The 24,942-nt window shown below is 42.2% G+C and carries 19 protein-coding genes; 8 read left to right on the forward strand and 11 right to left on the reverse strand.

The window, feature by feature from the left end; all coding sequences use genetic code 11:
• Positions 1 to 58: 58 nt before the first annotated feature.
• The 4 genes from gltB (at position 59) to ACQY1X_RS12910 (ending at position 7,024) form a co-directional block, all read left to right on the forward strand.
• Positions 59 to 4,663 (forward strand): glutamate synthase large subunit, encoded by a 4,605-nt coding sequence (gene gltB, locus ACQY1X_RS12895; protein WP_430014761.1) that lies wholly within the window; start codon positions 59 to 61, stop codon positions 4,661 to 4,663.
• A 69-nt stretch (positions 4,664 to 4,732) separates the two neighbouring features.
• Positions 4,733 to 5,149, forward strand: a complete 417-nt coding sequence (locus tag ACQY1X_RS12900; protein ID WP_430012883.1) for a DNA cytosine methyltransferase — start codon at positions 4,733 to 4,735, stop codon at positions 5,147 to 5,149.
• A gap of 142 nt (positions 5,150 to 5,291) precedes the next feature.
• Positions 5,292 to 6,404, forward strand: coding sequence for a DNA cytosine methyltransferase (locus tag ACQY1X_RS12905; protein WP_430012884.1), 1,113 nt, complete (start codon positions 5,292 to 5,294; stop codon positions 6,402 to 6,404).
• The gene (locus ACQY1X_RS12910) at positions 6,401 to 7,024 is read left to right on the forward strand and encodes a hypothetical protein (protein ID WP_430012885.1); all 624 of its coding nucleotides are present in this window, start codon (positions 6,401 to 6,403) and stop codon (positions 7,022 to 7,024) included. The genes ACQY1X_RS12905 and ACQY1X_RS12910 overlap by 4 nt, the downstream gene beginning before the upstream one ends.
• Positions 7,025 to 7,076: 52 nt before the next feature.
• Here ACQY1X_RS12910 and ACQY1X_RS12915 read toward each other — a convergent pair whose 3' ends face one another.
• The 5 genes from ACQY1X_RS12915 to ACQY1X_RS12935 all read right to left on the reverse strand — a co-directional run bounded on the left by ACQY1X_RS12915 (position 7,077) and on the right by ACQY1X_RS12935 (position 9,866).
• Positions 7,077 to 7,328 carry a putative toxin-antitoxin system toxin component, PIN family gene (locus ACQY1X_RS12915; protein WP_024971065.1) on the reverse strand — a complete coding sequence of 84 codons (252 nt, stop codon included), beginning with the start codon at positions 7,326 to 7,328 and terminating at the stop codon, positions 7,077 to 7,079.
• A complete protein-coding gene (locus tag ACQY1X_RS12920) occupies positions 7,318 to 7,554 on the reverse strand; it encodes a hypothetical protein (RefSeq protein ID WP_002743252.1) in 237 nt (78 codons plus the stop codon). Before ACQY1X_RS12920 ends, ACQY1X_RS12915 begins: the two co-directional genes overlap by 11 nt.
• Positions 7,555 to 7,839: 285 nt before the next feature.
• Complete coding sequence (locus ACQY1X_RS12925; RefSeq protein ID WP_430012886.1) at positions 7,840 to 8,676, reverse strand: hypothetical protein; 837 nt, start codon at positions 8,674 to 8,676, stop codon at positions 7,840 to 7,842.
• A 202-nt stretch (positions 8,677 to 8,878) separates the two neighbouring features.
• A complete protein-coding gene (locus tag ACQY1X_RS12930) occupies positions 8,879 to 9,571 on the reverse strand; it encodes a hypothetical protein (RefSeq protein ID WP_430012887.1) in 693 nt (230 codons plus the stop codon).
• 13 nt (positions 9,572 to 9,584) lie between these two features.
• Positions 9,585 to 9,866: a ParB N-terminal domain-containing protein gene (locus ACQY1X_RS12935; RefSeq protein WP_002765183.1), complete on the reverse strand. Its 282-nt coding sequence runs from the start codon at positions 9,864 to 9,866 to the stop codon at positions 9,585 to 9,587.
• 115 nt (positions 9,867 to 9,981) lie between these two features.
• Here ACQY1X_RS12935 and ACQY1X_RS12940 point away from each other — a divergent pair, with 115 nt between their 5' ends.
• Entirely contained in the window at positions 9,982 to 11,745 is a 1,764-nt protein-coding gene (locus ACQY1X_RS12940) for an SWIM zinc finger family protein (protein ID WP_123229954.1), read from the forward strand.
• Positions 11,746 to 12,393: 648 nt separating this feature from the next.
• Here the strand turns inward: ACQY1X_RS12940 and murI are convergent.
• From murI to ACQY1X_RS12960, 4 genes are all read right to left on the reverse strand, one after another.
• The gene (murI, locus tag ACQY1X_RS12945; RefSeq protein WP_002752872.1) at positions 12,394 to 13,206 is read right to left on the reverse strand and encodes a glutamate racemase; all 813 of its coding nucleotides are present in this window, start codon (positions 13,204 to 13,206) and stop codon (positions 12,394 to 12,396) included.
• Between the two features lie 97 nt (positions 13,207 to 13,303).
• Positions 13,304 to 15,202: an N-acetylmuramoyl-L-alanine amidase gene (locus tag ACQY1X_RS12950; protein ID WP_430014762.1), complete on the reverse strand. Its 1,899-nt coding sequence runs from the start codon at positions 15,200 to 15,202 to the stop codon at positions 13,304 to 13,306.
• Positions 15,203 to 15,589: 387 nt separating this feature from the next.
• The gene (locus ACQY1X_RS12955; RefSeq protein WP_430012888.1) at positions 15,590 to 16,978 is read right to left on the reverse strand and encodes a cation:proton antiporter; all 1,389 of its coding nucleotides are present in this window, start codon (positions 16,976 to 16,978) and stop codon (positions 15,590 to 15,592) included.
• 170 nt (positions 16,979 to 17,148) lie between these two features.
• Positions 17,149 to 18,192, reverse strand: coding sequence for an IS630 family transposase (locus ACQY1X_RS12960; protein WP_069474877.1), 1,044 nt, complete (start codon positions 18,190 to 18,192; stop codon positions 17,149 to 17,151).
• 456 nt (positions 18,193 to 18,648) lie between these two features.
• Here ACQY1X_RS12960 and ACQY1X_RS12965 point away from each other — a divergent pair, with 456 nt between their 5' ends.
• Positions 18,649 to 19,506 (forward strand): IS5-like element ISMae4 family transposase, encoded by an 858-nt coding sequence (locus ACQY1X_RS12965; protein WP_002732125.1) that lies wholly within the window; start codon positions 18,649 to 18,651, stop codon positions 19,504 to 19,506.
• A 164-nt stretch (positions 19,507 to 19,670) separates the two neighbouring features.
• Here ACQY1X_RS12965 and ACQY1X_RS12970 read toward each other — a convergent pair whose 3' ends face one another.
• Together ACQY1X_RS12970 and ACQY1X_RS12975 are read right to left on the reverse strand one after the other, a co-directional pair.
• A complete protein-coding gene (locus ACQY1X_RS12970; RefSeq protein ID WP_430012889.1) occupies positions 19,671 to 20,885 on the reverse strand; it encodes an ISL3 family transposase in 1,215 nt (404 codons plus the stop codon).
• Positions 20,886 to 21,602: 717 nt separating this feature from the next.
• On the reverse strand, positions 21,603 to 23,120 hold the full coding sequence (locus tag ACQY1X_RS12975) for a class I SAM-dependent methyltransferase (protein WP_430012890.1): 1,518 nt from the start codon (positions 23,118 to 23,120) through the stop codon (positions 21,603 to 21,605).
• A gap of 344 nt (positions 23,121 to 23,464) precedes the next feature.
• Here ACQY1X_RS12975 and ACQY1X_RS12980 point away from each other — a divergent pair, with 344 nt between their 5' ends.
• Together ACQY1X_RS12980 and ACQY1X_RS12985 are read left to right on the forward strand one after the other, a co-directional pair.
• Positions 23,465 to 24,376: an Rpn family recombination-promoting nuclease/putative transposase gene (locus ACQY1X_RS12980; RefSeq protein WP_430014763.1), complete on the forward strand. Its 912-nt coding sequence runs from the start codon at positions 23,465 to 23,467 to the stop codon at positions 24,374 to 24,376.
• 121 nt (positions 24,377 to 24,497) lie between these two features.
• Positions 24,498 to 24,833 (forward strand): hypothetical protein, encoded by a 336-nt coding sequence (locus ACQY1X_RS12985; protein WP_430012891.1) that lies wholly within the window; start codon positions 24,498 to 24,500, stop codon positions 24,831 to 24,833.
• The last annotated feature ends 109 nt before the right edge of the window (positions 24,834 to 24,942 follow it).

Consider the following 24,942-nt stretch of genomic DNA (forward strand, 5'->3'; position numbering starts at 1 on the left):
CCCTTTCAGCAGACCAACTATCCCACCCTTCTAGACAACGACCCTAAGGATAACTTCTATGGCGCAACAAAATAACCTAAAAACCGACAATATACACCAAATCGATCCCTATTGGGGTCTCCCATGGCTCGTAGAGGAACGGGACGCTTGCGGAGTCGGTTTTATTGCCGATGTGCGCGGTTCCGGCAGCCATCAACTGATTGAACAGGCACTTTTAGCCTTAGGTTGTTTGGAACACCGGGGAGGCTGCAGCGCCGATCAGGATTCCGGTGACGGTTCTGGTATGATGACCGCTATCCCCAGAGATGTCCTCGCTCCTTGGTTCGCCGAAAATGGCTTAAATATGCCAGAATCTGAGCGACTAGGAGTGGGGATGGTCTTTCTTCCCCAAGCGGACCAAGAACGCGCCGACGCTAAGGCACACATCGAAGAAATTGTCAATAAATATAATATTAAGATTTTAGGTTGGCGTGCTGTTCCCGTCCGTCCCCAAGTCCTCGGAAGACAAGCAAGGGAAAATCAACCCTACGTCGAGCAAATTCTGGTGACTTCCCCCGATTTAGCTGGTTCTCAATTCGATCGCCTACTCTATATTGCCCGTTCTGAAGTGGGTAAGCAACTGGCCGATGATTTCTATTTCTGCTCCTTTTCCTGTCGCACCCTTGTCTATAAAGGCATGGTACGGGGCGAAATCCTGCGAGAATTTTATCTAGACCTGCAAAATACCGCCTATAGCAGTCAATTTGCCATTTATCACCGACGTTTTAGCACCAATACCCAACCCAAATGGCCCCTCGCTCAACCGATGCGCTTATTGGGTCATAACGGCGAAATTAACACCCTTTTGGGCAATATTAACTGGATGTCGGCCCGGGAACCCGCTTTAGAAACCCAAGGTTGGACCCACGAAGAATTACAATCCCTGACCCCCATTGTTAACCCCGCTAACAGCGACTCCTATAACCTCGATAGCGCCCTAGAATTATTGGTGAGAACCGGTCGCAGTCCCCTAGAAGCGGCTATGATCCTAGTGCCGGAGGCCTACAATAATCAGCCGGATTTACAGAATTATCCCGAAATTATCGACTTCTACGAATACTATAGCGGTTTACAGGAACCCTGGGACGGTCCGGCTTTACTGGTCTTCAGTGACGGGGGAATCGTCGGCGCTTGTTTGGACCGCAACGGTTTGCGACCGGCCCGTTATAGCATTACTAACAACGGTTATATCGTCGTTTCCTCGGAAGCGGGAACTATTCCCCTCGATGAAACCACCATTATCGAAAAAGGTCGTCTCGGCCCCGGTCAAATGATCGCAGTGGACCTAGAAAAAGGCGAAATTAAGCGTAATTGGCCGATTAAACAGGAAATTGCCCGAGCTAATCCCTACGGTGCATGGGTGAAATCCCAACGCACCTTTATTGACAAAGAAACAGCGATAGACATTCCCGCTCCTAGTCATCTCCTTCCCCTGCAAACCGCTTTCGGTTATACTGCCGAAGATGTGGATCTGATTATCGTCCCCATGGCAGAGCAGGGAAAAGAACCGACTTTCTGTATGGGTGATGACACTCCCCTAGCGGTCCTCTCCAGTAAACCCCATCTTCTCTACGATTACTTTAAACAACGTTTTGCCCAAGTTACTAACCCCCCCATCGATCCCTTACGGGAAAGTTTAGTCATGTCCTTGACTATGTATCTAGGACGACGGGGCAATATTCTTAAATTAGGGGTTGATGACGCACATTTACTGAAATTAGACTCTCCTCTGCTCAATAATGCGGAATTAGTCAAAGTTAAAACCTCTAGCTACAAAACAGCCGAACTTTCTACCCTTTATGATCTGACCACCGGCCCCCGGGGATTAGAAACCGCGATCGCTAATTTGTGCGCTGAGGCCGCCAAGAAAGTAGCATCGGGAGCAGAAATTTTAATTCTCAGTGACAGGACTGCTTCTATTGACGAAAAAACTAGCTATATTCCCCCTTTATTAGCTGTTGGTGCCGTCCATCATCACCTGATTCGCTCACACTTGCGTTTAAAAGCTTCGATTGTGATCGATACGGCCCAGTGTTGGAGTACCCATCACTTCGCTTGTCTAATTGGTTATGGCGCTTCCGCAGTCTGTCCCTATCTTGCGTTAGAAACGATCGCCCAGTGGTGGATCGAGCCAAAAACTCAGAAATTGATGGAAAATGGCAAATTAGAAGCTATTAGCCTCGAAAAAGCCCTAATTAATTACCGCAAATCCGTAGAAGCAGGATTACTGAAAATCCTCTCGAAAATGGGTATTTCTCTCCTATCTTCCTACCATGGGGCGCAAATTTTCGAGGCGATCGGATTATCGGCAGATTTAGTTAAACTAGCTTTTAACGGTACTACCAGTCGCGTCGGGGGTTTAAGCATTGCGGAAGTGGCCCAAGAAGCGATCGCATTCCACAGTAAAGCTTTCCCCAATCTTACCGCTAAAAAACTAGAAAACTACGGTTTTGTCAACTACCGTCCAGGGGGAGAATACCACATGAATTCCCCGGAAATGGCGAAAGCACTCCATAAAGCCGTGGCTGCTCACTCCCAAGGTGAAGGATATGACCATTACGAAACCTATCGTCAAATCTTGCAGCAAAGACCCGTTACTGCATTGCGCGATCTATTAGAATTTAACAGCGATCGAGCCTCAATTGCCATCGAAGCAGTAGAATCGATCGAAAGTATCCTGCAACGCTTCTGCACAGGGGGAATGTCCCTCGGTGCCTTGGGCCGGGAAGCACACGAAACCCTAGCGATCGCCATGAATCGTATCGGAGGTAAGTCCAATTCTGGAGAAGGGGGAGAAGATCCGATCCGTTACACCAGCTTAAACGATGTGGATGCAGAAGGACATTCCGTGACCATGCCCCATCTAAACGGCTTAAAAAACGGTGATACAGCCAATTCTGCCATTAAACAGATAGCTTCGGGTCGTTTTGGAGTCACTCCCGAATACTTAATGAGTGGAAAACAGCTAGAGATTAAAATGGCCCAGGGAGCAAAACCGGGAGAAGGAGGTCAATTACCCGGGAAAAAAGTCAGTTCCTATATTGCCATGTTACGGCGATCGAAACCGGGAGTAACTTTGATTTCTCCCCCTCCTCACCACGATATCTACTCGATCGAAGATTTAGCACAATTAATCTACGATTTACACCAAATTAACCCCCGGGCCAAAGTTTCCGTCAAATTAGTGGCCGAGATCGGTATCGGCACAATTGCGGCCGGAGTTGCCAAAGCTAACGCTGATATTATCCAGATTTCCGGCCACGATGGTGGTACAGGTGCATCACCCCTAAGTTCGATCAAACACGCGGGTAGTCCCTGGGAATTGGGAGTGACGGAAGTGCATCGGATGTTAATGGAAAATCAACTGCGTCATCGGGTGATTTTGCGCGCAGATGGAGGACTGAAAACCGGTTGGGATATCCTCATGGCTGCTCTGATGGGTGCGGAGGAATTCGGTTTTGGTTCCATTTCCATGATTGCCGAGGGGTGCATCATGGCCCGCGTCTGTCACACGAATAATTGCCCTGTGGGAGTCGCTACCCAGCAGGAACGTCTCCGCACTCGTTTTCCAGGAATTCCCGCTCATGTGGTCAATTTCTTTACTTTGGTGGCCGAGGAAACGCGGCAATTATTGGCGAAATTAGGCTATCACAGTTTAAATGAGGTGATTGGCCGGGCAGATCTGTTAAAAGTGCGCTCCGATGCTCGTTTAACTAAGACAGAATCCCTCAATCTCGATTGTTTGTTGAATTTACCCGATGGCCGTAGCGATCGCTCTTGGTTGCAGCACGAGGAAGTACATAGTAACGGTGCTGTCCTCGATGACGATATTCTAGCCGATAGCGAGATTAAACAGGCGATCGAGCAACAGGGAACCGTCAGCAAAACCTACAGGATTGTCAATACCGATCGCTCCGTCGGGGCGAGAATTGCGGGGGTAATTGCCCAAAAATACGGGAATGACGGCTTTGAAGGCGAAATTAAGCTCAATTTCCAGGGTGCGGCCGGTCAAAGTTTCGGAGCATTTAATTTACCCGGTGTCAATCTCCATTTAGAGGGAGAAGCTAACGATTATGTGGGTAAAGGCATCTACGGCGGCGAAATTGTCATCTTACCGCCCCAAAACGCCAATTATCAGCCCGAAGATAACGCTATTATCGGTAATACCTGTCTCTACGGGGCCACCGGTGGGGTATTATACGCTAATGGTCGCGCTGGTGAACGCTTTGCTGTCCGCAATTCCACTGCGAAAGCGGTTATCGAAGGGGCCGGGGATCACCTCTGTGAATATATGACCGGTGGGGTAATTGTCGTGCTTGGTTCCGTCGGTCGCAACGTCGGCGCTGGGATGACGGGAGGATTAGCTTATATTCTTGATCCGTCCCTACCGGAGAAACTTAACCCCGAAATTGTCAAGATTCAACGGGTTGGCACGGTTGCCGGTGCGGAACAGTTAAAATCTTTAATTGAGGCCCATATAGAACGCACTAATAGCCCCAAAGGTAAGTTAATTTTAGCTAATTGGGATAGCTATCTCGGTCAATTCTGGCAAGTGGTCCCTCCCTCGGAAGCGGATAGTCCCGAAGCGCAAATTAGCGCGGAGAAAACCTTAACTTCGGTGTAATTTCTTTGGGGTGCGTTACTCTTGGTTAACGCACCCATTGATTAATTTCTTTGATGTCATAATTTGGCAATGACAAACGAAAAACTCAGATTTATCGATCTTTTTGCTGGTATTGGAGGGTTTAGATTAGCTTTTGAGAGCGTTGGTTATGACTGTGTATATTCTTGTGAAATAGACGAAAACTGTCGAAAAGTATATTTCAATAATTTTCAAGAAATTCCCGATCAAGATATTAGAAAAATTGCTATTCATGACCTGCCTGATTTTGAAGTGTTGACAGCAGGATTTCCCTGTCAACCCTTTAGCATTTCTGGAAAACGAGCTGGATTTAGAGATACAAGGGGAACTCTATTTTTTCACATCTGCGAAATAGTAGAATTAAAAAAGCCGAAAATAATTCTTCTGGAAAATGTTAAACACCTAATTCACCTCGACAAAGGCAAAAACTTAGATATTATTTTGCATTCTTTGGAAGAACTGGGTTAAGTAGTCATGCAAAATAAATTTCCTAGTGAAGACAGGCAAGAGGCAATAGGCAAGAGGCAAAAGCTTTATCGAAATGTGTAATTAATTTTGCTTAGGTACTTATTTAGTTGATTATAAGCTCTTAAATGCCAAGGATTTTGGTGTGCCGCAAAATCGAGAAAGAATTATTATTATTGCTACCCAAAATAAAAAATTTAATTTCAACTCATTAAAATATACTTCACCAATACCTAAGTTACGCGATTTTCTGTCTCCTCAAGGCAATTTTGAATACTTAGATAAAAAAGAATATACTCTCATTGATAATCCTACCTTACAACCATCAGGATTAATTTTTGTCGGTTATCGCAATAAAACTATCTGGAAAAAAGGTATCAGGCCAAATACAGAACATTTATCCCGGGTTCATCATCAACCTAACCGAATTTATTCGATCGATGGAGTACATCCTACTATACCATCTCAGGAAACATCTGGACGTTTTTTTATTTATATACCCGAACAAGATCAGGTGCGTAAATTAACTATCCAAGAATGCTATCGACTGATGAAGTTCCCCGATAGCTTTCAAATTCATCCTAACTTAGCTGAGTCTTATAAACAGGTGGGTAATTCGGTTTGTATTCCCATGATTCAAGAGTTGGCTATTGCCATTAAGAGACATATTTTTGAAAACAATTCTAGAGTATCCTTAAAGGAGTTTTCTTTTTCTCGTCAGAATATTCAATTGGAAATTATCGGATTAGATTTTATGAACCATAAAGAAAAGTTATTAGACATTTATGACCAATCCTTAAATTTAGATGATCGGCAACCACTGCCCCCTCAACTCTATCAAAACTATATCCAACAAATTGCTACTAATTGCTCAAAACAAAAGGGAGTTTATACGGTTTTAATAACTTTATTAGTTCATAAAATTCTCTATCCTAATCAAGATATTAGATACCATCAAACTAATTTACCTGGAGGATTTTCAGGAAGAACTATTGATACTCAGTATATTACTCCCACCTTGAAACAATTGGGATTACCAGCTATGGCAGAAAGTGGCTGGCTAACTCGTTCTTTAGAACAACCCTTTCCCTATACTTTAGATTATCAAGGTAAAATTAGTAATCAAAAAACCAAAGATGCTTTTCTGGGTTTAATTAATTTTATTGAAACTAATCCTCAACAAGCTGAAGTTATTTTAAGGCTTTTACTTCATCAAGTTAATCAGATTATCCAGACCCAAAAGATTAAAAAATTTTGAAGATAGATAATCCTGAACCTTTTGATATCAACACTTTGAGCAGTTGCCTAGAAAATCATTTTAGTTTCAATTATCAAACTCGCGGAGCTTCCAAATTACCTGTTTTAGCACTATATGCAATTTATCAAAGGTTAATTATAGAAGTAGAAAGATACAAATCCTGCACATTAAAACCCCTAGGCAGTCACACAGCTTATGATCTAACTTCTGGTAGTGCAGGAGATATTGAGATTTTTGATAAAAATAAACAATTAGTAGAAGTTATTGAAATTAAGCATGGTAAGTACATTGATTTACAAATTCTCCGAATTGCCAAAGATAAAATTATCAAATTTAATCCGAGAAGATATTATATCCTATCATCGTTTGATGTTAAACCCCCAGAAGTGGAGTTAATCATGTCTGAGATTCAAACTATCAAAAACAATCATGGTTGTCAAATAATTACCAATGGTATTATACCGACAATTAAATATTATCTGAGACTGATATCATCTCCAGAAGAATTTGTCAATAGCTATTCCCATCTGATTGAAATAGATTCGGAATTACAAACTATTCATAAATTAAAATGGAACGAAATTTTATCTAATCTTATTTCTCCAATTGAACAAATCTAAACTAGCGAGCTATACTATGGCCAAAATATACCATCGCTGGTGATAGCCTTTCTTAATGAGTAGGTCTAATCAGCAGCGAAATTTCCAAAATTCTTACTAGCAGTTGTCGGCGCTGCTCCAGTGTAATGTGCCTCTCGAACTTTGAGAGAAGAAGTTTTGTGACCAACTCGCCTATGGTTGCGGGACTTTGCAGAATAATAAAGTTATTAATCGCGTATTCTACAGCCAAAGCTGGTGTTGTCGTACTGCTTAAGGCGAAGCTTATAAAGACGTTCGTATCGATAACTATGGGTTCACGATTCATCTACTAAAAGCTCTTCCAACTTCTCATCAGTCAATCCCTGACTCTTGGCATAAGCACGAATTTCATTCACCACTTCCATCAAGGTTTGGGTGGTTTCGTCCTGTTCGTTCCCCGTCATCTCATGATTCTCGATGGTGAAATCGACACACGCATGAGCGGACAAGCCTAACTGCTCGATCGCTGTGGGGATTTCGCTAATTTTAACGTTTCGGATCGTTGCTTTCATATTTTTAAAGTAGCACAAATACAAATTGAATTATTATTCTTCAGCTTGTAGGTTGGGTTGAGCGATTTAATACTTAGGAGAGGAGAAAGGAGAAAAGGAGAAAGGAGAAAACTGCTCAATTCAATGGTTTGAGCGAAACCCAACATTCTTGACGATATTGGTGTGGTTGGGTTTCGCTTAAGCGTCGCTAACGTTTGACAGACAAGAGTTATTATTGCTCAACCCAATCTACGGCTTGCCAGAACATGGCAAACTTGACAATCAAGACAGTCGCTACAGGCGAGGCTAGTGTGCGATGTTTTCAGTATAAGAGTCTCCGATGGATACTCCTCTCATCAAGCTTTCATTGTAAGCTATGTCCTTCCTAATCCTCTCCTTGATTTCATGGGAAAGAGAGAAGATGTTTGCCACGACATCAATACCATGAAGAAAACCCTGTCCACCCAGTCTATCCTTGAACTTTCCTTTTAGCTTTTCATAAAAAAATTTACCTGCTTCTTCATCTAGAAAAAATTTTTTTCCTGTGCGGCTATCGGTATAATCTCTTGGGAAATTTAACCAACTGTAGTATAATTTATATTCTAAATTATCTATTGCCGTCCATCCCTCCTTTCCGGATACCCTTTCTAATATCTCGTCAACTTGCCGTGAAATATATTGTTCTATTTCTGGATAGAATTTATCATACATTTCGTTAATATCTCTACGGCGACGCTCAGCTTCTTGACGGCGACGCTCAGCTTCTTGTTTTTCTCTTTGTTCTTGTTTGTCGAGTTTCTCTAGTTTCGGTTTGACTATAAAATTTAAGTCGGGAAAGGTATGTGCGATTTCGGTTAGCTCGTCCCGAGACATTGAGACATTCGCTAATTCTGTATAGACAATTTTTTTAAACTCCGGCAAAGCATTAATGACCTCAGTTAAACCATTTTGATGTATTAATAGTAATCCATGTCGTTCCACAAACTCCTCGACCGCAAACCGAAAATCTGGGTACTTATCTAGGAGCATCCTAACATCGGCAACAGATAAACCTCCGTCAAGCATCTGTAACCATTGCTGGCGAACAGAATTCCGTTGAACAGGATCAGTAATGTGGTCAAAACAGTCATCGTAGTATGACATATTTTTTTCTCCGAATCACTCATAATCTCATTTTAACCGTTCAGGGGGCGGTTATCAAGCCGCCATTAGTTTTGTAATGGGGATTTATGCCCCGCTCCAAAAACTTTTCGCCTTAAGGCGAGGTTTTAGACCCGATTTTTTCGATAAAAGCAGACCACGGGGGAATTTTTCGCATCACCAAAGCTCTGCAAGAATTATCACTTTAAGCGGTGACATTTTCTGTTTCTACTGGTTGAATTTCTGGCATTTCTACTTTAATTAAACTCACTTTAGCACGATAAAGTAGTTTTTCCCCATGACGATAGCCCCGATAACGCACTAGAACAGGTGTACCTGTTTCCGCTTGACCATCGATCAATTGATGGATTTGCGGATCATAACTAACATGATCACCGACACTGTCAATTGGTTGCACTCCCCAGCGATCCAGTAACTGCATAATCGGTTTAACTAGGGAGAGGATTTTGACGGCTGCTAGGTCGGGATTTTTGCGGGCAACGGCCTCGGCCGTGGGCCATTGAACTAACCAAGATTCGATCGCTTCGATGCTTTGACGTTGAAATTCTGCGGCTAATTCTTCTTTTTGCTGGTCTAATTTTTGCTGTAAATTTTGATACTCTTGTTCGAGAATTTTTAATTCCCCTGAATGATCCTCTGGCCCCATCGTCGGAATTTGAAAATGAGCGAGGAGATCGCTAACTGGCAGCTGCAGCCCATTAGCTAATTTAACCAAAGATTCAGAGGATAATTTAGCGATTAAACCATGGCAAACTCTCTGCAATTGCCAAGAAGATAGATCCGATAACTGACTCAATTCTTCCAGATTTTTACAGCCAATTTCTGCCATTAACTGCTCTAATTTTTGCCGATGATATTTATATAAGGACTCATTCATGGGACTTCTCAGCTTAAGCGATGTGTTTAGCTAAAACGGATTTAGGAGCGCGACGAACTCGACAGAGAATTGTTTCTTTACCGAGACGCTGATGAGCTGCAAAGCGATGGCAACCAGAAAACCCGTAGTAGTTACCATCCACCTCCAAAACATCGATCGGTTCTCGTAATCCCTCCTCAGCGATCGATTGCATCAACTGATTAACTTTTTCGGGATCGGTTTGTCGCGGTAAAGGACGACGAATTTGGGACAGAGGAATATTTTTAATTTCCATAGTGTCTTCACTATAGCACATTTAGGCTAAACTGAAGATAAGTTAACTCGGTTGCTGATGCAGTGGTCTGGCTCCCTACTGGCAGTTTTCTGGCCACAGACAAGATTCTATCACCCAATCCTCTCCTTTTCTGACTATGACTATTCCTCCTATCAATGAAAAAATTATCCGGCAAAATAGCACCAATGCTTCCTATCAGCGCGGTCAATATTATTACGATAGCGGTGCAGTTATTTCTCTTTGGCAACGGGGGCAAAATCTACAAGCTTTAGTGAGTGGTAGTGAGGTTAAACCCTATCGAGTTGCCATAGATTTTAACCAAGAAAATCTTGAGAATGTCTCCTGTTCCTGTCCCTACGATTATGAGGGTTGGTGTAAGCATATTGTGGCGGTTTTATTAACCTGTTCTCGTCAACCAGAATTAATTATTAAAAAAGCCTCTCTAGAGGAGTTATTGACACCGATCGATGAAAGTAAATTAAGAAAATTGCTTAATCATTTAGTGGCTAAACACCCAGAAGTTATCGAGACAATTGATAAGTTTTTAGTGCCAGCTACCCCACTTAATAAAGCGGTAGGGAAGATAACTGTTAATGTCAAAGCTTATCGTAATACTGTCCGTAATGAACTGCGGCAATCCCTACGAGCGATCGAGGAAGATTACTACGAAGAAGATCCAATTTCTAATGAAATTTATGCCCTAGTGGATGAGGCCAAAGATTATTATCAAAAGGGAGAACCAGATAATGCGATCGCTATTTTAGAAGCAATTATTAGCGCCTGTATCGAGGAATGGGATGATTTAGAAGATTACGGTGCTGTTAATGATGATTTAAGTGCTAGAATCGATCGAGTTCTAACGGCAGCAATTTTAAGCAAAGAATTTAATCCCCAAGAAAAGCAAGATTTAAGGGAAAAAATCGAGCAATGGCAGCATGAATGGAGTGCCGATTTTGAGATGAGTTTAGCAGCCTTACAACAGGGATGGGACGATCCAGTTTTAGAGAAGATTTTACGGGGAGAATCGGCTAATTTTTCAGAAATGTGGTCAGGAAATATCCCCTATTATGCCCAAGCATTAACTTCTATTCGCTTAGAAATTTTCGAGCAACAGGAAAAAGATCAGGAGTATTTGAATCTAGCTTTAGCTTCAGGACAAGTGGTAGAATACCTAACTAAGTTAGTCTATCTTGATCGCATTGAGGAAGCGATGGCAGCGGCAAAAAACATGATAACTAAAAACGATGAAGCCTTCTTTTTTGCCAAAGCTTTACGCGATGAATCCGCACCAGAATCCGCTCTCATAATTGCCAGGGGTGGTCTAAATTTCCCTGGAAATTATTATTATCAATTAGCTCTCTGGACAAGTGAACTAGCGCAATCTTTAGGGGATATAGATACAGCTTTAGCTGCTAGAATTAAGGCATTTCAAGACCAACCTTCCTTTTCCCATTACCAAAAAATTGAGTCTTTAGCGGGGGAAGATTGGCCCGATTTAAAACTAGACTTGTTAGATTACTTGCGCGAGTTTAGCGGTGGACGTTCCACAGAGGCTAAAATCGATATATTTCTCCACGAAAATTTAGTTAGAGATGCAATTAAAGTCGTTTCTGATAATTCCTATGTGCAGTCTCACCTAATTTGGCGGATAATGGATGCGGCTGCTACCGTCGATCCTGACTGGGTGATCGATCACGCTCGTCCTCCTGCGGAAAAGATACTGGACGAAAAAAAGGCAGATCGCTACGAAGAAGCGATTAAATGGCTGAAAAAAGCTCGTAATGCCTTTTATATGTCGGGAAGACGGGAAGAATGGCAAACTTATCGGGAAAGTTTAATTAAGGAACACGGACGCAAATCAAAATTTATGGGGTTATTCAAATATCAGGATTTACAATAATTTAAGCTTGTAGCCGTCAGTTATCGGCTAAAAGGAGGCTTTTTTTAGCTTGTAAAGCGGGAATTTGTCCTCAGCTTAAGTCTAGTGATGTTTCGACGCAAATTCTTTTATGCTACAAATTGAAGTGCGGAATGTAGGTTGTAGTAAGTAGTCATGCAAAATAAATTTCCTAGTGAAGACAGGCAAGAGGCAAGAGGCAAAAGCTTGATCGAAATGTGTAATTAATTTTGCTTAGGTACTTATCTTCTCGACTATAGCAGTTTTCATCAGAATGAGGTATGGGCAAGGAGCTTAAACCCTTTGTTGGCAAAACTTGTCGATACCTCAGTAACGTGAAAAGCGCTATCCTTTATCGGGAAATTTCAAATCTGCCTTGGCTATTACAAAAATTCATATTTATGTCTTGTGAACCTGCTACAGCTAAACGCAATGTTAGTTACTGGTCAGTTGTTTCTGGTACTATCGTCACCTCCATCATATTGTCCTTCTGCCCCTTCACGTTAATCTTCCTCACCGTCCTAGAATAAGACGATTGCACCTCACCCAACCCTTTGATACTAAATCCGTTGAGTATAGGATACATATCAGGACAGGCAAAAGGCAGCTGATAACTGCTCACTGATAACTGCTCACTGAAAAGGCTAACGGTTATAAAACGGGGACGGGTAAATAAACCTTTTCTACCGTAGGAGAAAAACCTAGCCATTGACGAGATAAACGAGCAAAAGTGTCAGGATCACCGCTAACTGCGAAGTTAGTAGGTAGGGATGTTTCGGGGTTTTTGAGACCTAATAATTCTAGTTCTTTTTCCGCCGCTCGGACAACGGCAGCGGCGGGATCTACCAAGCGCACGGAACTAGGTAAAAGACGACGTAAAACTGGGGAAAGATGACGATAATGGGTACAACCATAGACCAGAGTATCAATATTTTCCGCCAGTAAAGGCTGAAGATATTCCCTAGCCACTTGTGTGGTATAGGGGTCAAAAATGCGGTTAGCCTCGATCAAAGGGACAAACTCAGGACAAGGAATTTGCCAAACTTGGGCAGTAGGATCGATTTCTTGAATTGCTTGTTTATAGGCATTACTTTTAGCCGTAGCCGGGGTAGAAATCACCCCTATGCGCTTTCCTTGTTTAACGGCAGTTTTGGCACCGGGTAAAATTACCCCCAAAATTGGTAAATCTTTAAATTCGGCCCGTACTTCTTCTAAAGCCAAGGCGGAACTGGTATTACAGGCCATAATCACCATTTTCACCCGGTGCTCGCCCATCCAAGTGAGAATTTCCCGGACAAATTCGATAATTTCCCCTTTAGAACGGGTTCCGTAGGGAAGTCTAGCGGTATCGGCGAAATAGAGAATCGATTCTTGGGGCAGCTGTTTATACAACTCCCTTAAAACTGTCAGTCCACCCACACCACTATCAAACACACCAATCGGACTAAATTGTGATTCTCTCATAGATATCGAGGAAAACGCTGATCTAAAGTAGCTTTATTTGATGATATTAAAACACGGATTTTTTGATTGGTAAACTAATGCTCCAATGATTTAATCATTAACGGAGATTTCGTTGAATATATTCAATAATCCCTCCTGCGATCGCCGCCGCCATTTGTCGTTGAAAGTTGGCATTGGCTAATTTAGCAGCATCCTCAGCGCCAGTAACGAAACCCACTTCCACGAGGGTAGAGGGCATTTTCGAGGTTCTCAGCACATAGAAACGGGCCCGACGCACCCCTCGATCGCGCATATCGACACTGCGGACAATATTGCGATGGATGGTGTCCGACAAACGGCGATCGCCGAAGTAGTACACCTCTAGGCCGTTGACATCCGGTCGTGCTTTCCCCATAGAGTTAGCGTGGATACTGACAAATAGATCGGCATCGATCTGGTTAGCCAGATCCGTGCGACCTTGCAGGGTGACAAAAAAGTCGCTATCCCTAGTTAGACGCACATCGATGCCCTGTTGTTGCAGAATGCGGGTAACTTCTAGGGAAATGGGCAGAATTACGTTTTTTTCCTGAAGGCCACCAATTCCGATCGCCCCCGGATCCTTACCACCGTGGCCCGGATCGATCACCACTAAAAAGCGGCCATTGCGTTGTCGAGGATTATTAGGAGTGGGGTTAGAGGGGCGCGGCGGTGGGTTAAATTGCCCCGTATCTGGGGGTAAAGGGACAGGTATAGTGGTGGAGTCAGGAACCTGAGAAACGGGGCCAGAATTGCGGGAGGAAAGCAATTCTAGGACTAGGGTTTGACCTTCCGACTGATTGAGGCGACCGAATTGAAATCCTGCCGCGGTCTGTACCAAAATCAGCACCTTATTGACACTTTCCTGACGTACCCGTAATTGATAGATGGGACTAGAGCGACCAAAGCGCGGACCGCGAAAAGACTCGGCTAACTTAGCATTTTCGATGCGTAGTTCATAGACCCCATCCCGGTTAACACTGCCGTTAGCTTTCAGGGGTGAATCCCCACGAATTAACAGGCGATCGTTATTACCCGCCAGATCGATCGAGGAGATCGTCGCCAAACGATTGCTAGAAGGGGGATTATTGGCAGTTTTCGGGGGGGGATTATTGGGACGAGGATTGGGATTGGTCGCTCTAGTGGGGGGAGGTGAGGAGATATTATCCACGGCACCCAGACCGCCCCTAGGCAGTAAAACCAAGCCACCAAAACGACTATAGAGAGCTTGCCAATCGGGACTATCTCTATTAACACTTAGGGAAATCTTGGCCCGTTGATTGGCAGTCTGACTGAATTGAATATCGCCGACCCCATAGCGATTGACGGGGATAGTTTGACCGGTGAGACTGCTGGGTAAAGTGGCCCCGGGTAATTCAAATTCGATTTTTTTGCCGTCCCGGCTGCGTTGACTGCGAATCGATCGCTCATCACCATTCTGCTCTAAACGGACAAAAAGACCATTGCGAGTGACTTGAAAATCATCGTTGTTGTCCGTCTGGCTAACTGGAGGTGGGGGAGTGGGACGGGTGGAACCGCGATCGGGGGGAGGTGTGGGGTCAGGGGTAACGGGTGGTTGCGTTTCCTCCCTAATCGGTTGGGGATCTGGCAATTCCACTGTCCATTGGGTGGGCGAAATTCCGCGAATTTTTACCTGTTGAGGATCGACAGTGTAGCCGGGGGCTAATTCAATCACTAAACGGGTAGTTTCCGCATCAAATTGACCGATACGGACACTTCTGACGATATTGCCAATGGGCCGGTTAATATTGGGTTGCCCTAACTTGATCCCGGGCAGATCGATCACGATCCTGGTGGGGTTAGTGATCATTTGCGCTCGCGGTTGCACTCGATTGTCGGTAGTGAACACCAGACGATTCTCATTGGTGTCGAATCGCCAAAAGACGAGCTTGCCAGCCCAAGCAGGGGCCGCCACCAGCAACCAAGTTAATGCGCTTAGGAATAACCAATGAAATCTCACGATCGATGCTCCCGTTGCTCAGTTATCAATTACCTTTTTTCGGTAAAAATGGACTATTTTGTTGATTTTTTGCCATCCATAGCTCCGTTAATGCTCTGAGAATAACTATCAATAAAAACAAGCTTATGGGACGTTGGCATGGTCTGCTATGTTTCTGATCAGTTATCAGTCATCAGTCATCAGTTATCAGCTTCTGAAGGTAAGAGGCAAGAGGCTCCAAAAAAGAATCTGGCAATTCTCCTACCTAAAAATAAGGTTAGAAACTAAGTACATCAAAGCTTTTAGCTTAACAAATTAGGATTTGGATTCGGCCCTTGTTATCAATGAAAAGACGGCACTGTTAGTGCCACTTAATACTGCTCACTTAACACTACCACTGGTAACTGCTCACTGCTCACTGATCACTGATTGAGGGCTGGCGGTAGGTTCTTTAAATACTAACCTTAACAGGGGCGGAGCGATAAAGGTAGTCAAGATCACCATCATAATAATCGCCGCGTCGGCAGCGGGGGACAAAGCACCACTAGCAGCCCCGACTCCAGCAAAGACTAAACCCACTTCACCCCGGGGAATCATGCCAACTCCGATCGCCAAGCGATTGAGTTTTTCCTTACTGAAAACGGCCAACCCCGTCACCACTTTACCCAAAATCGCGACGACAATTAGGAAAGCCGCTAAGACTAATCCTTCTCGATTGCTGGGAATAGTGGGATTAAGCACACTTAAATCGGTTTTTGCCCCCACACAGACGAAAAATATCGGTACAAATAAATCGGCGATCGGGAACACTTGCTCTGCCAATTCCGATCGCTTTTCCGTTTCCCCTAGGACTAGGCCGGCAGCAAAGGAACCGAGAATCGCTTCTAGTTGGATAACTTGGGCAATATAGGCAAGAATAAAGGCGAAAATCAGGGAAACTAAGAGCAATTGTCCCCTAGTTTTCATTCTATTAACTAATTGAACGTAAAAAGGGCTTAAAAAACGACCGATCAGGATCGCCCCGATCACAAAAGTGCTAGAACTAATAACTAGATAAATTACCTTGCTAATCTGCACTTCTCCAGTCTTCACCAAAGAAGCAACGACAGCGAGGACGATAATACCGAGAATATCATCGAGAACCGCTGCCCCGATGATAATTTGACCTTCTTTCGCCGATAACTGCCCTATTTCTGCTAAAACCTTGGCGGTAATGCCGATACTGGTAGCGGTTAGAGCTGCCCCGGCAAAAATAGCGGGAATGGTGGCCAGATGGAAAATGTAGATTAAACCCAAAGTACCCACCAAAAAGGGAACCGCAACCCCCACCACTGCCACAGCAGCTGCCTGGGGACCGACGCGAATTAATTCCTGCAAGTCTGACTCTAAACCAATCTCGAACAGCAGGATAATTACCCCCAATTCCGAGAGGACGGAAATCACCTCACTGGCAGCACTAAAAACGGCGGGAGATTGCTCCGGGGTGAGGGATGAGGTGGATTCTAGGAAATGAATGAGGAGAGAATCCTCGAATCCCGCTCCTCCTTCTGGAAAAACCAGTAATTTTAGGGCAGAAACTCCGATAATCACGCCACCGACTAATTCTCCTAACACGGGAGGCAAGTTGAATCGGACGCATATTTCTCCCCCCAGTTTACAGGCGAAATAAATAACGGTCAAACTCAGCAGCACGCAGGCTAAAACTAAGGCACTATCGGCAGTTTCGGCCGTAGCTGCCGAGGCTAACAGGGTAAGATTAGGACTCCAAGCGGAAGAAAGGAAAGGCTGTAGTATCATCGCTCGCTCAAAATTACTCCCAATACTCTAACAAGCTGGCGGCCTATTCAGTGATTCCCTATTAAACTTTGCCCCTTGTCCAACTTCTACGAGGGTTCAGCCGTGGCCGGGTGAGGATCAGATAAATTGTCAGACTTGCTATTATCGGTGAATAGGAGGCAAAATATACTTTAGACGTTCATAATCTGAGATTTATTAAACTTCTGAAATCGTAGAGTCAGCAAGGAATCCAGTTCTTTTTTATGTTTCAGATGGGCATCATTCAGACATTCATAAATGGCTGAAGAAAAGTCAGAAAAGTTTTCATAATATTTACCATGTAAACATTTCTTTTTGACAAATTTCCACAGCCTTTCAATTAAATTTAGATTAGGCGAATAAGACGGCAGATAGAGTAGCTCTATTGACAAAGAAAGAGCCAATTCTTCAACAATTTTACATTTCTGATAGCGGGCATTATCTAAGACTAGAGTGATGGGAATCATTAGTCCTAAAGCAGCTATTTTTTCAAGAAGTTCACAGACTTGAGTTGCCGTAATATAAGTGTCATTAGTAACTAGAATAACTTCATGAGTTATTGCATTTAATGCTCCTAAAACATTGAAGCGTTTACGCCCGCTCGGTGACTTAACAAAAAGTCTCTCAAAACACCAAACAAAACCGAGAAATGCTCCCATGACGAAGTGAGCGGCATCAACAAAAAAAACAGCCCTTTTTCCTTCTTTAGCCTCATTTAGTCTGGGTTCTAGCTTTTTTTCTTTGTAGTCTTCTTGTTCATCTGGGTCAGCTTTAGAAGGAAGAGAACCTATTTTTAAACATTTCATTCCCAAGGATTTTAAGAATTTCCTCACTTGGGTAGGACTTCGTTTTATCCCTGTCAATTCTTCTATTCTATATACAGCTTCATTTATTGTGGCTGGTGGATTTTTCTCGAAATATTTTTTGAGTGTTTCTCTTTGAGACTCTAATTCACTTTTAGGGCGATAGAAGTTGATTTCTTTTAATTTTTCTATTCCGCCCTCTTGATAATCTCGAAGATAGGTTAATAAGGTATTTGGCGAGATTCCTGCTAACTGACAAATTTTTTTGTGCGGTATCTTTTGGCTTTTTAACCAGAGAACTTCCATCTTCAGTTGAACCCGGGGATGAGGATGATGAAATCTTTCATAATACAGTGAGTTCTTTTCTTCTTCCGTGAATTCTAGGTTAATCATGTTTTTAATGAGTGCTTTGCTTCTAATTATGACTCTTGAACTATATTATTGTCTTTGAGTAAAAAATGCAAGTTATAACCGTGCAAAGTATAGCTAATAGTTGACTCCATATTCCGATTTTTGACGACTACCGCCGCAATCATCGCTTTACCACCGTCTGACCCTTCTTCCGCTGGTTGGAAAATAATTTTTGCAGACCCCTTGACAAGATGCTTATTTTGTGTAATGAGTCAGGAGCCGGTCGTTTCAGGCTTTGTTGCCCTCTTTTTTTGTACCAGTTTATGTACTAAAAGAAGGATAATGCAAGGTTTTTGAGGATCCTAATACTATTCTAGACCTCTTGCATAATTTTTTTATGGTATAATATAAGGTTTTGCTTTTTTCTCAATTCTTAGATTGAAGTGGAAAAAAGAATAAAATGTGATCTTAGGTCAGGAAATCATCTATAGTTTTGCTATGTTTATTAGCAAAATTATGGATTATCAAAACTTATCAGATGAACAATTCAAACGCCGTTTCGGTGTGTACAAACAAACATATAGAAAGATGGTAGAATCAGTAAAAAGTGTTGAAGCCGACTCTAATTCACCATCTAAAAGGGGACCGAAACCTAAACTATCTATAGAAGAACAAGTTTTAGTAACGTTAGAATATTGGCGAGAATATAGAACATATTTTCACATTGGTACAAGCTGGGAACTATCAGAATCAACTATATGTCGGATTGTAAATAAGACGGAAAAAATGCTTTTACAATCGGGAAACTTCCGTTTAAAAGGAAAAAAAGCTTTACTCAATCAAGCAGAGATACCGGTCATAACGGTAATGGATGTAACGGAAACTCCCATTGAACGCCCCCAAAAGAAACAGAAAGATTTTTTTTCGGGTAAAAGAGGTTATCATACTTTAAAATCCCAATTAGTAGCTGATCAAAATACAGAGGAAATTATCTGTGTTTTTTGTGGGAAAGGTAGAGGTCATGATTTTAGTTTATTTAAAAAAAGTCGAGTTCGTTTTCATCCTTTAACTACCAGCATAGAAGACAGTGGTTATCAGGGAATAGCTGCATACCATAGTAATAGTTATACACCGAAAAAGAAATCGAAAAATAGAAAATTAACAGAGTTAGAAAAAGAGTATAACAAGGCTTTAGCCAAAGAAAGGATTATCATTGAACATATAAATAGGAAACTCAAAATCTTTAAAATCTTATCCTGTAAATATCGGAATCGTCGTCGAAGATATAGTTTAAGAGTTAACTTGTTGGCGGCTATTTATAACTGTGAGTTAGGGATAGGTATAGCAGCTTCTTAAAAGTTGCCTAAAGATTAATCAAGTCAAGGAGAATTTATTCTCAATTTTTATAATTGAGATAGTTTGTGCCGCTTAAATAAAGAGGTTTTGATAACCAAATTAAAGCAGCTCTAAAGAGTTTTGAGTTAAAAGTTAAACGGCTCTTCGTTACCCTTTATGCTAAATCAACAGACAAGATGCCAAGACAACATACTTCTAACCCAAAAATTCCGAAAGTTTCTAAAGCCATAGCCTCTCCGTTTTATTAGTTTAAGTTTATTGTTGATTCCCTCGACCACCCCATTAGTTGTCCTTCGCTCGAAATAACTAATGATTTCTCCAAACCAGTTTCGGATTGTTTGACAACTCTTGGTAAAAACACTGGAGGATTTTGCCAACCAGTCCGAGATGGATAGCAGTCCTTCTGTCGGATTCTCTGAGGTTTCATAAATCTTTCTAAATTCTTCCTTTAACTCGTGCATCTTTTTCAAATTTGGGAAATTTTCTTTGATAGCTTCTAGTTTGATTTTTTGGGTTTCCGTTAAATCTTTTTCATTTTTTAACAAGCTATATTTACTTCGCTTTAAAACTTCTAGCTTCGCTTCTTTTTCCGCTTTCTGTTTTTTATTTCTCTGCGCTTCTACGGCTCTTTTTTCTGCTTTTCTTTGTTCGTCTAACTCTTGATTAATTTGTTTCATTACATGGAATCTATCGGCGACTACCTCGGCCGATGGCATCAATTCTTTCACCAAATTTTTATAGGGCAACCAAAGGTCTATGCTGACTTCTTCAATTTGCTCTAACACCTCTTTTCCCCACCCTGTAAGCGTTTCCCTCAATTCTTCTTGTGTTCGCTTCTCTAGAATAGCTATTAGTTTTCCCGTATCTAAATTTACTAAAACCGCACAGTAATTTTTTTGTCCTTTGACTAGAGCGATTTCATCAATTCCTAGTCTTTTTAATTTCGATAGGTCTGTCTCTGTAATTTCTTCAGCTATGTCCTCTATCATTCTTTGAATCTCTTCTTCCGTTACGTCATTTCTTCGGCTAACATTTAAAATATCTCCTTCTTTTAATTGTTCGAGTATATTCTCGGCTAGTCTTTTCGTATAGGTTCGTTTCTTGGCGACAAAATCTAACTCTTCGCTAAAGGGTTTCTGACAATTACCGCACTTAAATTGACGACGATTAACTTGTAGGTACACTGGTTGACCTGAGAGCGGTAAATCTTTGACTAAATGTCGATGATTTTGGTGAAGTTTATCGCTCTCTAACCCACAACGAGGACAGGCTGCTTTTTTATTTTTCGATTCGATTTGGAAAACTATACCGATATTTTCTAGGTGTCGATAGCCTTGAATACAGGTTTCTTGTAGGTTCAAAAATTTGTCAAGTATCATAAGTAAAATAATCTCGTTTTTGGCTATTATATCAAATCTTAACTCGATTGTCTATCTTTTGGTATTAACCTATTTGTGCCTTAAGTCCTTTCCTGTATGAATTTCAGCTACTTTTGAGCGTAGTTGCTCTCATCGAATTTTATTTTAAGTTAATTATTTGCATAACAATTCCCGAAGAGCCAGTTAAACTTCAAGTTTTCATTCAGGACGAATGTACTGATTAACTATTTTTTTGGGGAAAATTAGTTAACCCATCATTATAACATATAATTAATTTGCAAGAGTTCTATTCTTGCACTAACATCGGATTTTAACAGGTCAAAAGCCTTATTTTAAAAGGGTTTTACCATTATTCAGCAAGCCCTAAATAAGTAGGTAGGCGTTAAAAATTGTCAGATACCCCCCTTATGGCTCTCTTATTCTTTGTGTGATAAGTTTAGATTATCTAGAAGCGATCAATCTTTGTGTCCTTTGTGTCTTTGTGGTTCGTTCCAGTTGATTGCCAGCAGGAATGTATCCTATAATACATTTTACCCACCAAACCCAAGAGAGCCCCCTTATCAAGGGGGGATTAAGGGGGGATCAGCGCCCCCCTTATCAAGGGGGGATTAAGAGGGGATCAGCGCCCCCCTTATCAAGGGGGGATTAAGGGGGGATCGAACCTAAAATCCATTTTTAATTTAATTATAACCAGCTACTTACATCTTAGTTTATTTACTAAACACCTAGTTTTTGCAATGTTAGTAAACGTTCTTTACTAAACTGCTCGTACACTGTTTTCAGATGAGCAATATTTTCCTCCTCTGTTTCCAAAGTTTTCCCATCTTTAACCACTTTTTTGCCTTGACTTGCCAAAATTTGCCAGACAAATTGTACTGCATCTTGGTTAGAGGATTTAGCCAAGAGGAATAATTGTTCTAAACGATTGACCACTACTCCAGTCCCAATCAAAGGAGAAGCTAAAAAGCTTAATTCCTCACTATAGACTGCTTTCGCTTTCACTGCATTATTAAAAGCATCAGTAGATGGTTTCCGTTGTTGGCAAGTTTGCTCATTCACAGCAGGATGAATATAGCCAATACCAGTTAAAATCACGAGAGCTTGGTAAAGACCATTTAAGTTAATATTTGAGGTTTTGGGATGATTTTGCAGTTGCTGTAAAGTTTGGGGAGATTCTGCCAAAACTTCACAAATTGGCTGATAAATTGCCTCCTGTAACTTAACTTCTCCCACGGGAAACTGCTGCTCGAACTTGATAATTGCGGGATTAACAATCAGAGCAAACCGGGTTTCTTGTAGTTGTTTAAGCTGTTCTTGGTTGGTTAAACTTAAGGAGCCTCGACTAAAAATATCACGACGGAATTGACTATTAACAAAGAAATCTCGCACCACTTCTCGATAGATTGGGTCGCTGATTTTGGCTAATTTCTCTTGGGCTGCTGGTGAGAGATTGACCATATCAATATGGTCATTAATATGGGCGGAACCCACATATTTAAGTTTAGCATCCTCTAATTCTTTCGCCACTTCATCGAAGTAAAAAGAATTCCATTCCTGATTGAAATACTCGTGAGCTAAATAATAACGATTTTGTTCCTTTAGGCGCTCGTAACGATTTTTTAAAATTGGATTTTGGGCAAAATAACTAGCATTAGCCTCTAATAATTCTCCTGTAAAATTAAGTGCCTGTTCAATGCGGGTTAAAATTGGTTCGGAACTGTGTTGACCATGACGTAACATTAAAGCTTGCATCGGCATCGCTGCTGACCAACCCGGCAGGGCATTATAGGAGATATAAACTAATCCCCCCACCTTGAGATTGCGGCGCATAAAATCAACTATTGCTTGGCGGTTTTTGGCACTAATCCAGCTATAAATTCCGTGCAGACTGATGAAGTCAAATTGAGGTAAATCTCTCTCTAAAAATTCCTCAAAACTATCATCAAAGAAAAGAATATTCTTCATTCCCGCCTTGGCCGCTAAATCTCTAGCTGTGGCGATATGGCTAGGATTGAAATCATTGGCATAAAATTGGGCGTGGGGATAGGTTGCCGCTAGAATATTCGTGGTAAAACCCTGACCACAGGCCAATTCACAATAGGTAAATTCTTGGCTGGAATCGGGGGGGTGAATGGATTTAATCAGAGTGGCTAAACCTAATTTTAGGGGACTTAACTCGCCGTAAAAGCCGCTAGTGTAGTTAACTTCCGATACATATCCTTCTGTCCAACTCATAGATTTTCCTCAAATATAATGACAATTCCTAAAATTAAGACTTGATTATACAGGAAAAGAGCCATGTCCCCTAGATTGGCTCTTTTGGATTTGGTGGGTAAAATGTATTCTGAGATACAGTCCTGCTGGCGAGGGAGTGGAGGGAACCACAAAGACACAAAGGGCACAAAGATTGACCGATCATATAGTAAGTTAAACTTATCACACAGAACCTAGAAGAGCCCTAGATTTTTGTTGGTGACAGCAAGGAGAAAAAATTATACAACGTCTATTAATACTAGAGTATTAACCGTTTAGCCAAATGATTCGGCAACTGCCAATAAACCCTAGAAGCGAGATTTCTCGTGAAAACTGACAGTCTCTTTTACCAAATATTCCTGCGTTTTCCGGACAGTTTCTTTGACTTAATCGGACAAACGCAACCGGGAGCAGCAAACTATCAATTCACCTCCCAAGAGGTGAAACAACTCTCTTTCCGTCTCGATGGCTTATTTATACCACTCAGAGAAGATATTCAGCAACCCCTCTACCTAGTGGAAGTGCAGTTCCAAGCGGACGACACCCTCTACTATCGACTTTTTGCGGAATTGTTCCTATTTTTAAAACAATATCAACCACCTCACCCCTGGCAAATTGTCGTCATTTATCCCCATCGTCGGGTGGAACGGGAACAATCCCTGCATTTTGGCGAAATCCTCAATTTATCGAGCGTCAGACGCATTTATCTCGATGAATTGCCCCAGGTGTCCCATCCCTCCTTAGGAATCGGTGTGATTAAATTAGTAGTAGAGTCGGAAACGGCAGCGGTGAGGACTGCTCAAACCCTAATCGAGCGGACTAGAGAAGAAATCACCGACCAGTCCAGTCAACGGCAGTTAATTGACCTAATCGAAAGTATCATCATTTACAAATTACCCCAGAAAAGTCGCGAGGAAATTGAAGCTATGTTTGGACTAAGTGATTTAAAACAAACGAGAGTCTATCAAGAGGCACTGGCCGAAGGAGAAGAACGGGGTCTAGAACGGGGTCTAGAACGGGGTTTAGAACGGGGTCTAGAACGGGGTCTGCAAGAGGGGGAACGTCTGGTGGTGGAAAACCTGCTCCGAGTCCGTTTTGGTGAGTTAGACCCACCACTGCAAGCTATTATCAGCCGGATTTTACAACTGTCTCCGGAAGAATTTACTCCTTTACTCCTACAGTATTCCAAGCAGGAACTCTTAAAGCGATTTCCCCCAGAAAAGTCGCAGGGAAATTGAAGCTATCACCCCCCTTATCAAGGGGGGAAGGGGGGATCGACACCCCCCTTATCAAGGGTAGGGTTAATTCATGAATTAACCCTACTACTTCCCCCAGAAAAGTCGCGAGGAAATTGAAGCTATGTTTGAACTAAGTGATTTAAAACAAACGAGAGTCTATCAAGAGGCACTGGCCGAAGGAGAAAAACAAGGTCTAGAACGTGGTCTGCAAGAAGGTCTAGAACGGGGTCTAGAACGGGGTCTAGAACGGGGTCTAGAACAAGGTCTGCAAGAGGGGGAACGTCTGGTGGTGGAAAACCTGCTCCGAGTCCGTTTTGGTGAGTTAGACCCAGAAATTCAAGCTATTATCAGCCGGATTTTACAATTGTCCCCGGAAGAATTTACCCCTTTACTCCTACAGTATTCCAAGCAGGAACTCTTAAAGCGATTTCCCCCGGAAAAGTCGCGAGGAAATTGAAGCTATTACCCCCCTTATCAAGGCTGTCCTTTAGTCACATCTTTCTTAACATTTCAAACCTTTGTAGCACAAGGCTTTCAAGACTCGGTTAACAATTTGTAATATTCCT

It is taken from the genome of Microcystis protocystis FBCC-A270, assembly GCF_050500235.1.
Classification (GTDB): Bacteria; Cyanobacteriota; Cyanobacteriia; order Cyanobacteriales; family Microcystaceae; genus Microcystis; species Microcystis ichthyoblabe_A.

Coding starts and splice junctions, on each gene's coding strand:
- ACQY1X_RS12965 (WP_002732125.1), top strand. CDS start 18,649: ATGTTTATTAGCAAAATTATGGATTATCAAAACTTATCAGATGAACAA.
- murI (WP_002752872.1), bottom strand. CDS start 13,206: ATGAGAGAATCACAATTTAGTCCGATTGGTGTGTTTGATAGTGGTGTG.
- ACQY1X_RS12935 (WP_002765183.1), bottom strand. CDS start 9,866: ATGTGCTATAGTGAAGACACTATGGAAATTAAAAATATTCCTCTGTCC.
- ACQY1X_RS12930 (WP_430012887.1), bottom strand. CDS start 9,571: ATGAATGAGTCCTTATATAAATATCATCGGCAAAAATTAGAGCAGTTA.
- ACQY1X_RS12920 (WP_002743252.1), bottom strand. CDS start 7,554: ATGAAAGCAACGATCCGAAACGTTAAAATTAGCGAAATCCCCACAGCG.
- gltB (WP_430014761.1), top strand. CDS start 59: ATGGCGCAACAAAATAACCTAAAAACCGACAATATACACCAAATCGAT.
- ACQY1X_RS12970 (WP_430012889.1), bottom strand. CDS start 20,885: ATGATACTTGACAAATTTTTGAACCTACAAGAAACCTGTATTCAAGGC.
- ACQY1X_RS12975 (WP_430012890.1), bottom strand. CDS start 23,120: ATGAGTTGGACAGAAGGATATGTATCGGAAGTTAACTACACTAGCGGC.
- ACQY1X_RS12900 (WP_430012883.1), top strand. CDS start 4,733: ATGACAAACGAAAAACTCAGATTTATCGATCTTTTTGCTGGTATTGGA.
- ACQY1X_RS12940 (WP_123229954.1), top strand. CDS start 9,982: ATGACTATTCCTCCTATCAATGAAAAAATTATCCGGCAAAATAGCACC.
- ACQY1X_RS12955 (WP_430012888.1), bottom strand. CDS start 16,978: ATGATACTACAGCCTTTCCTTTCTTCCGCTTGGAGTCCTAATCTTACC.
- ACQY1X_RS12925 (WP_430012886.1), bottom strand. CDS start 8,676: ATGTCATACTACGATGACTGTTTTGACCACATTACTGATCCTGTTCAA.
- ACQY1X_RS12960 (WP_069474877.1), bottom strand. CDS start 18,192: ATGATTAACCTAGAATTCACGGAAGAAGAAAAGAACTCACTGTATTAT.
- ACQY1X_RS12985 (WP_430012891.1), top strand. CDS start 24,498: ATGTTTGAACTAAGTGATTTAAAACAAACGAGAGTCTATCAAGAGGCA.
- ACQY1X_RS12915 (WP_024971065.1), bottom strand. CDS start 7,328: ATGAATCGTGAACCCATAGTTATCGATACGAACGTCTTTATAAGCTTC.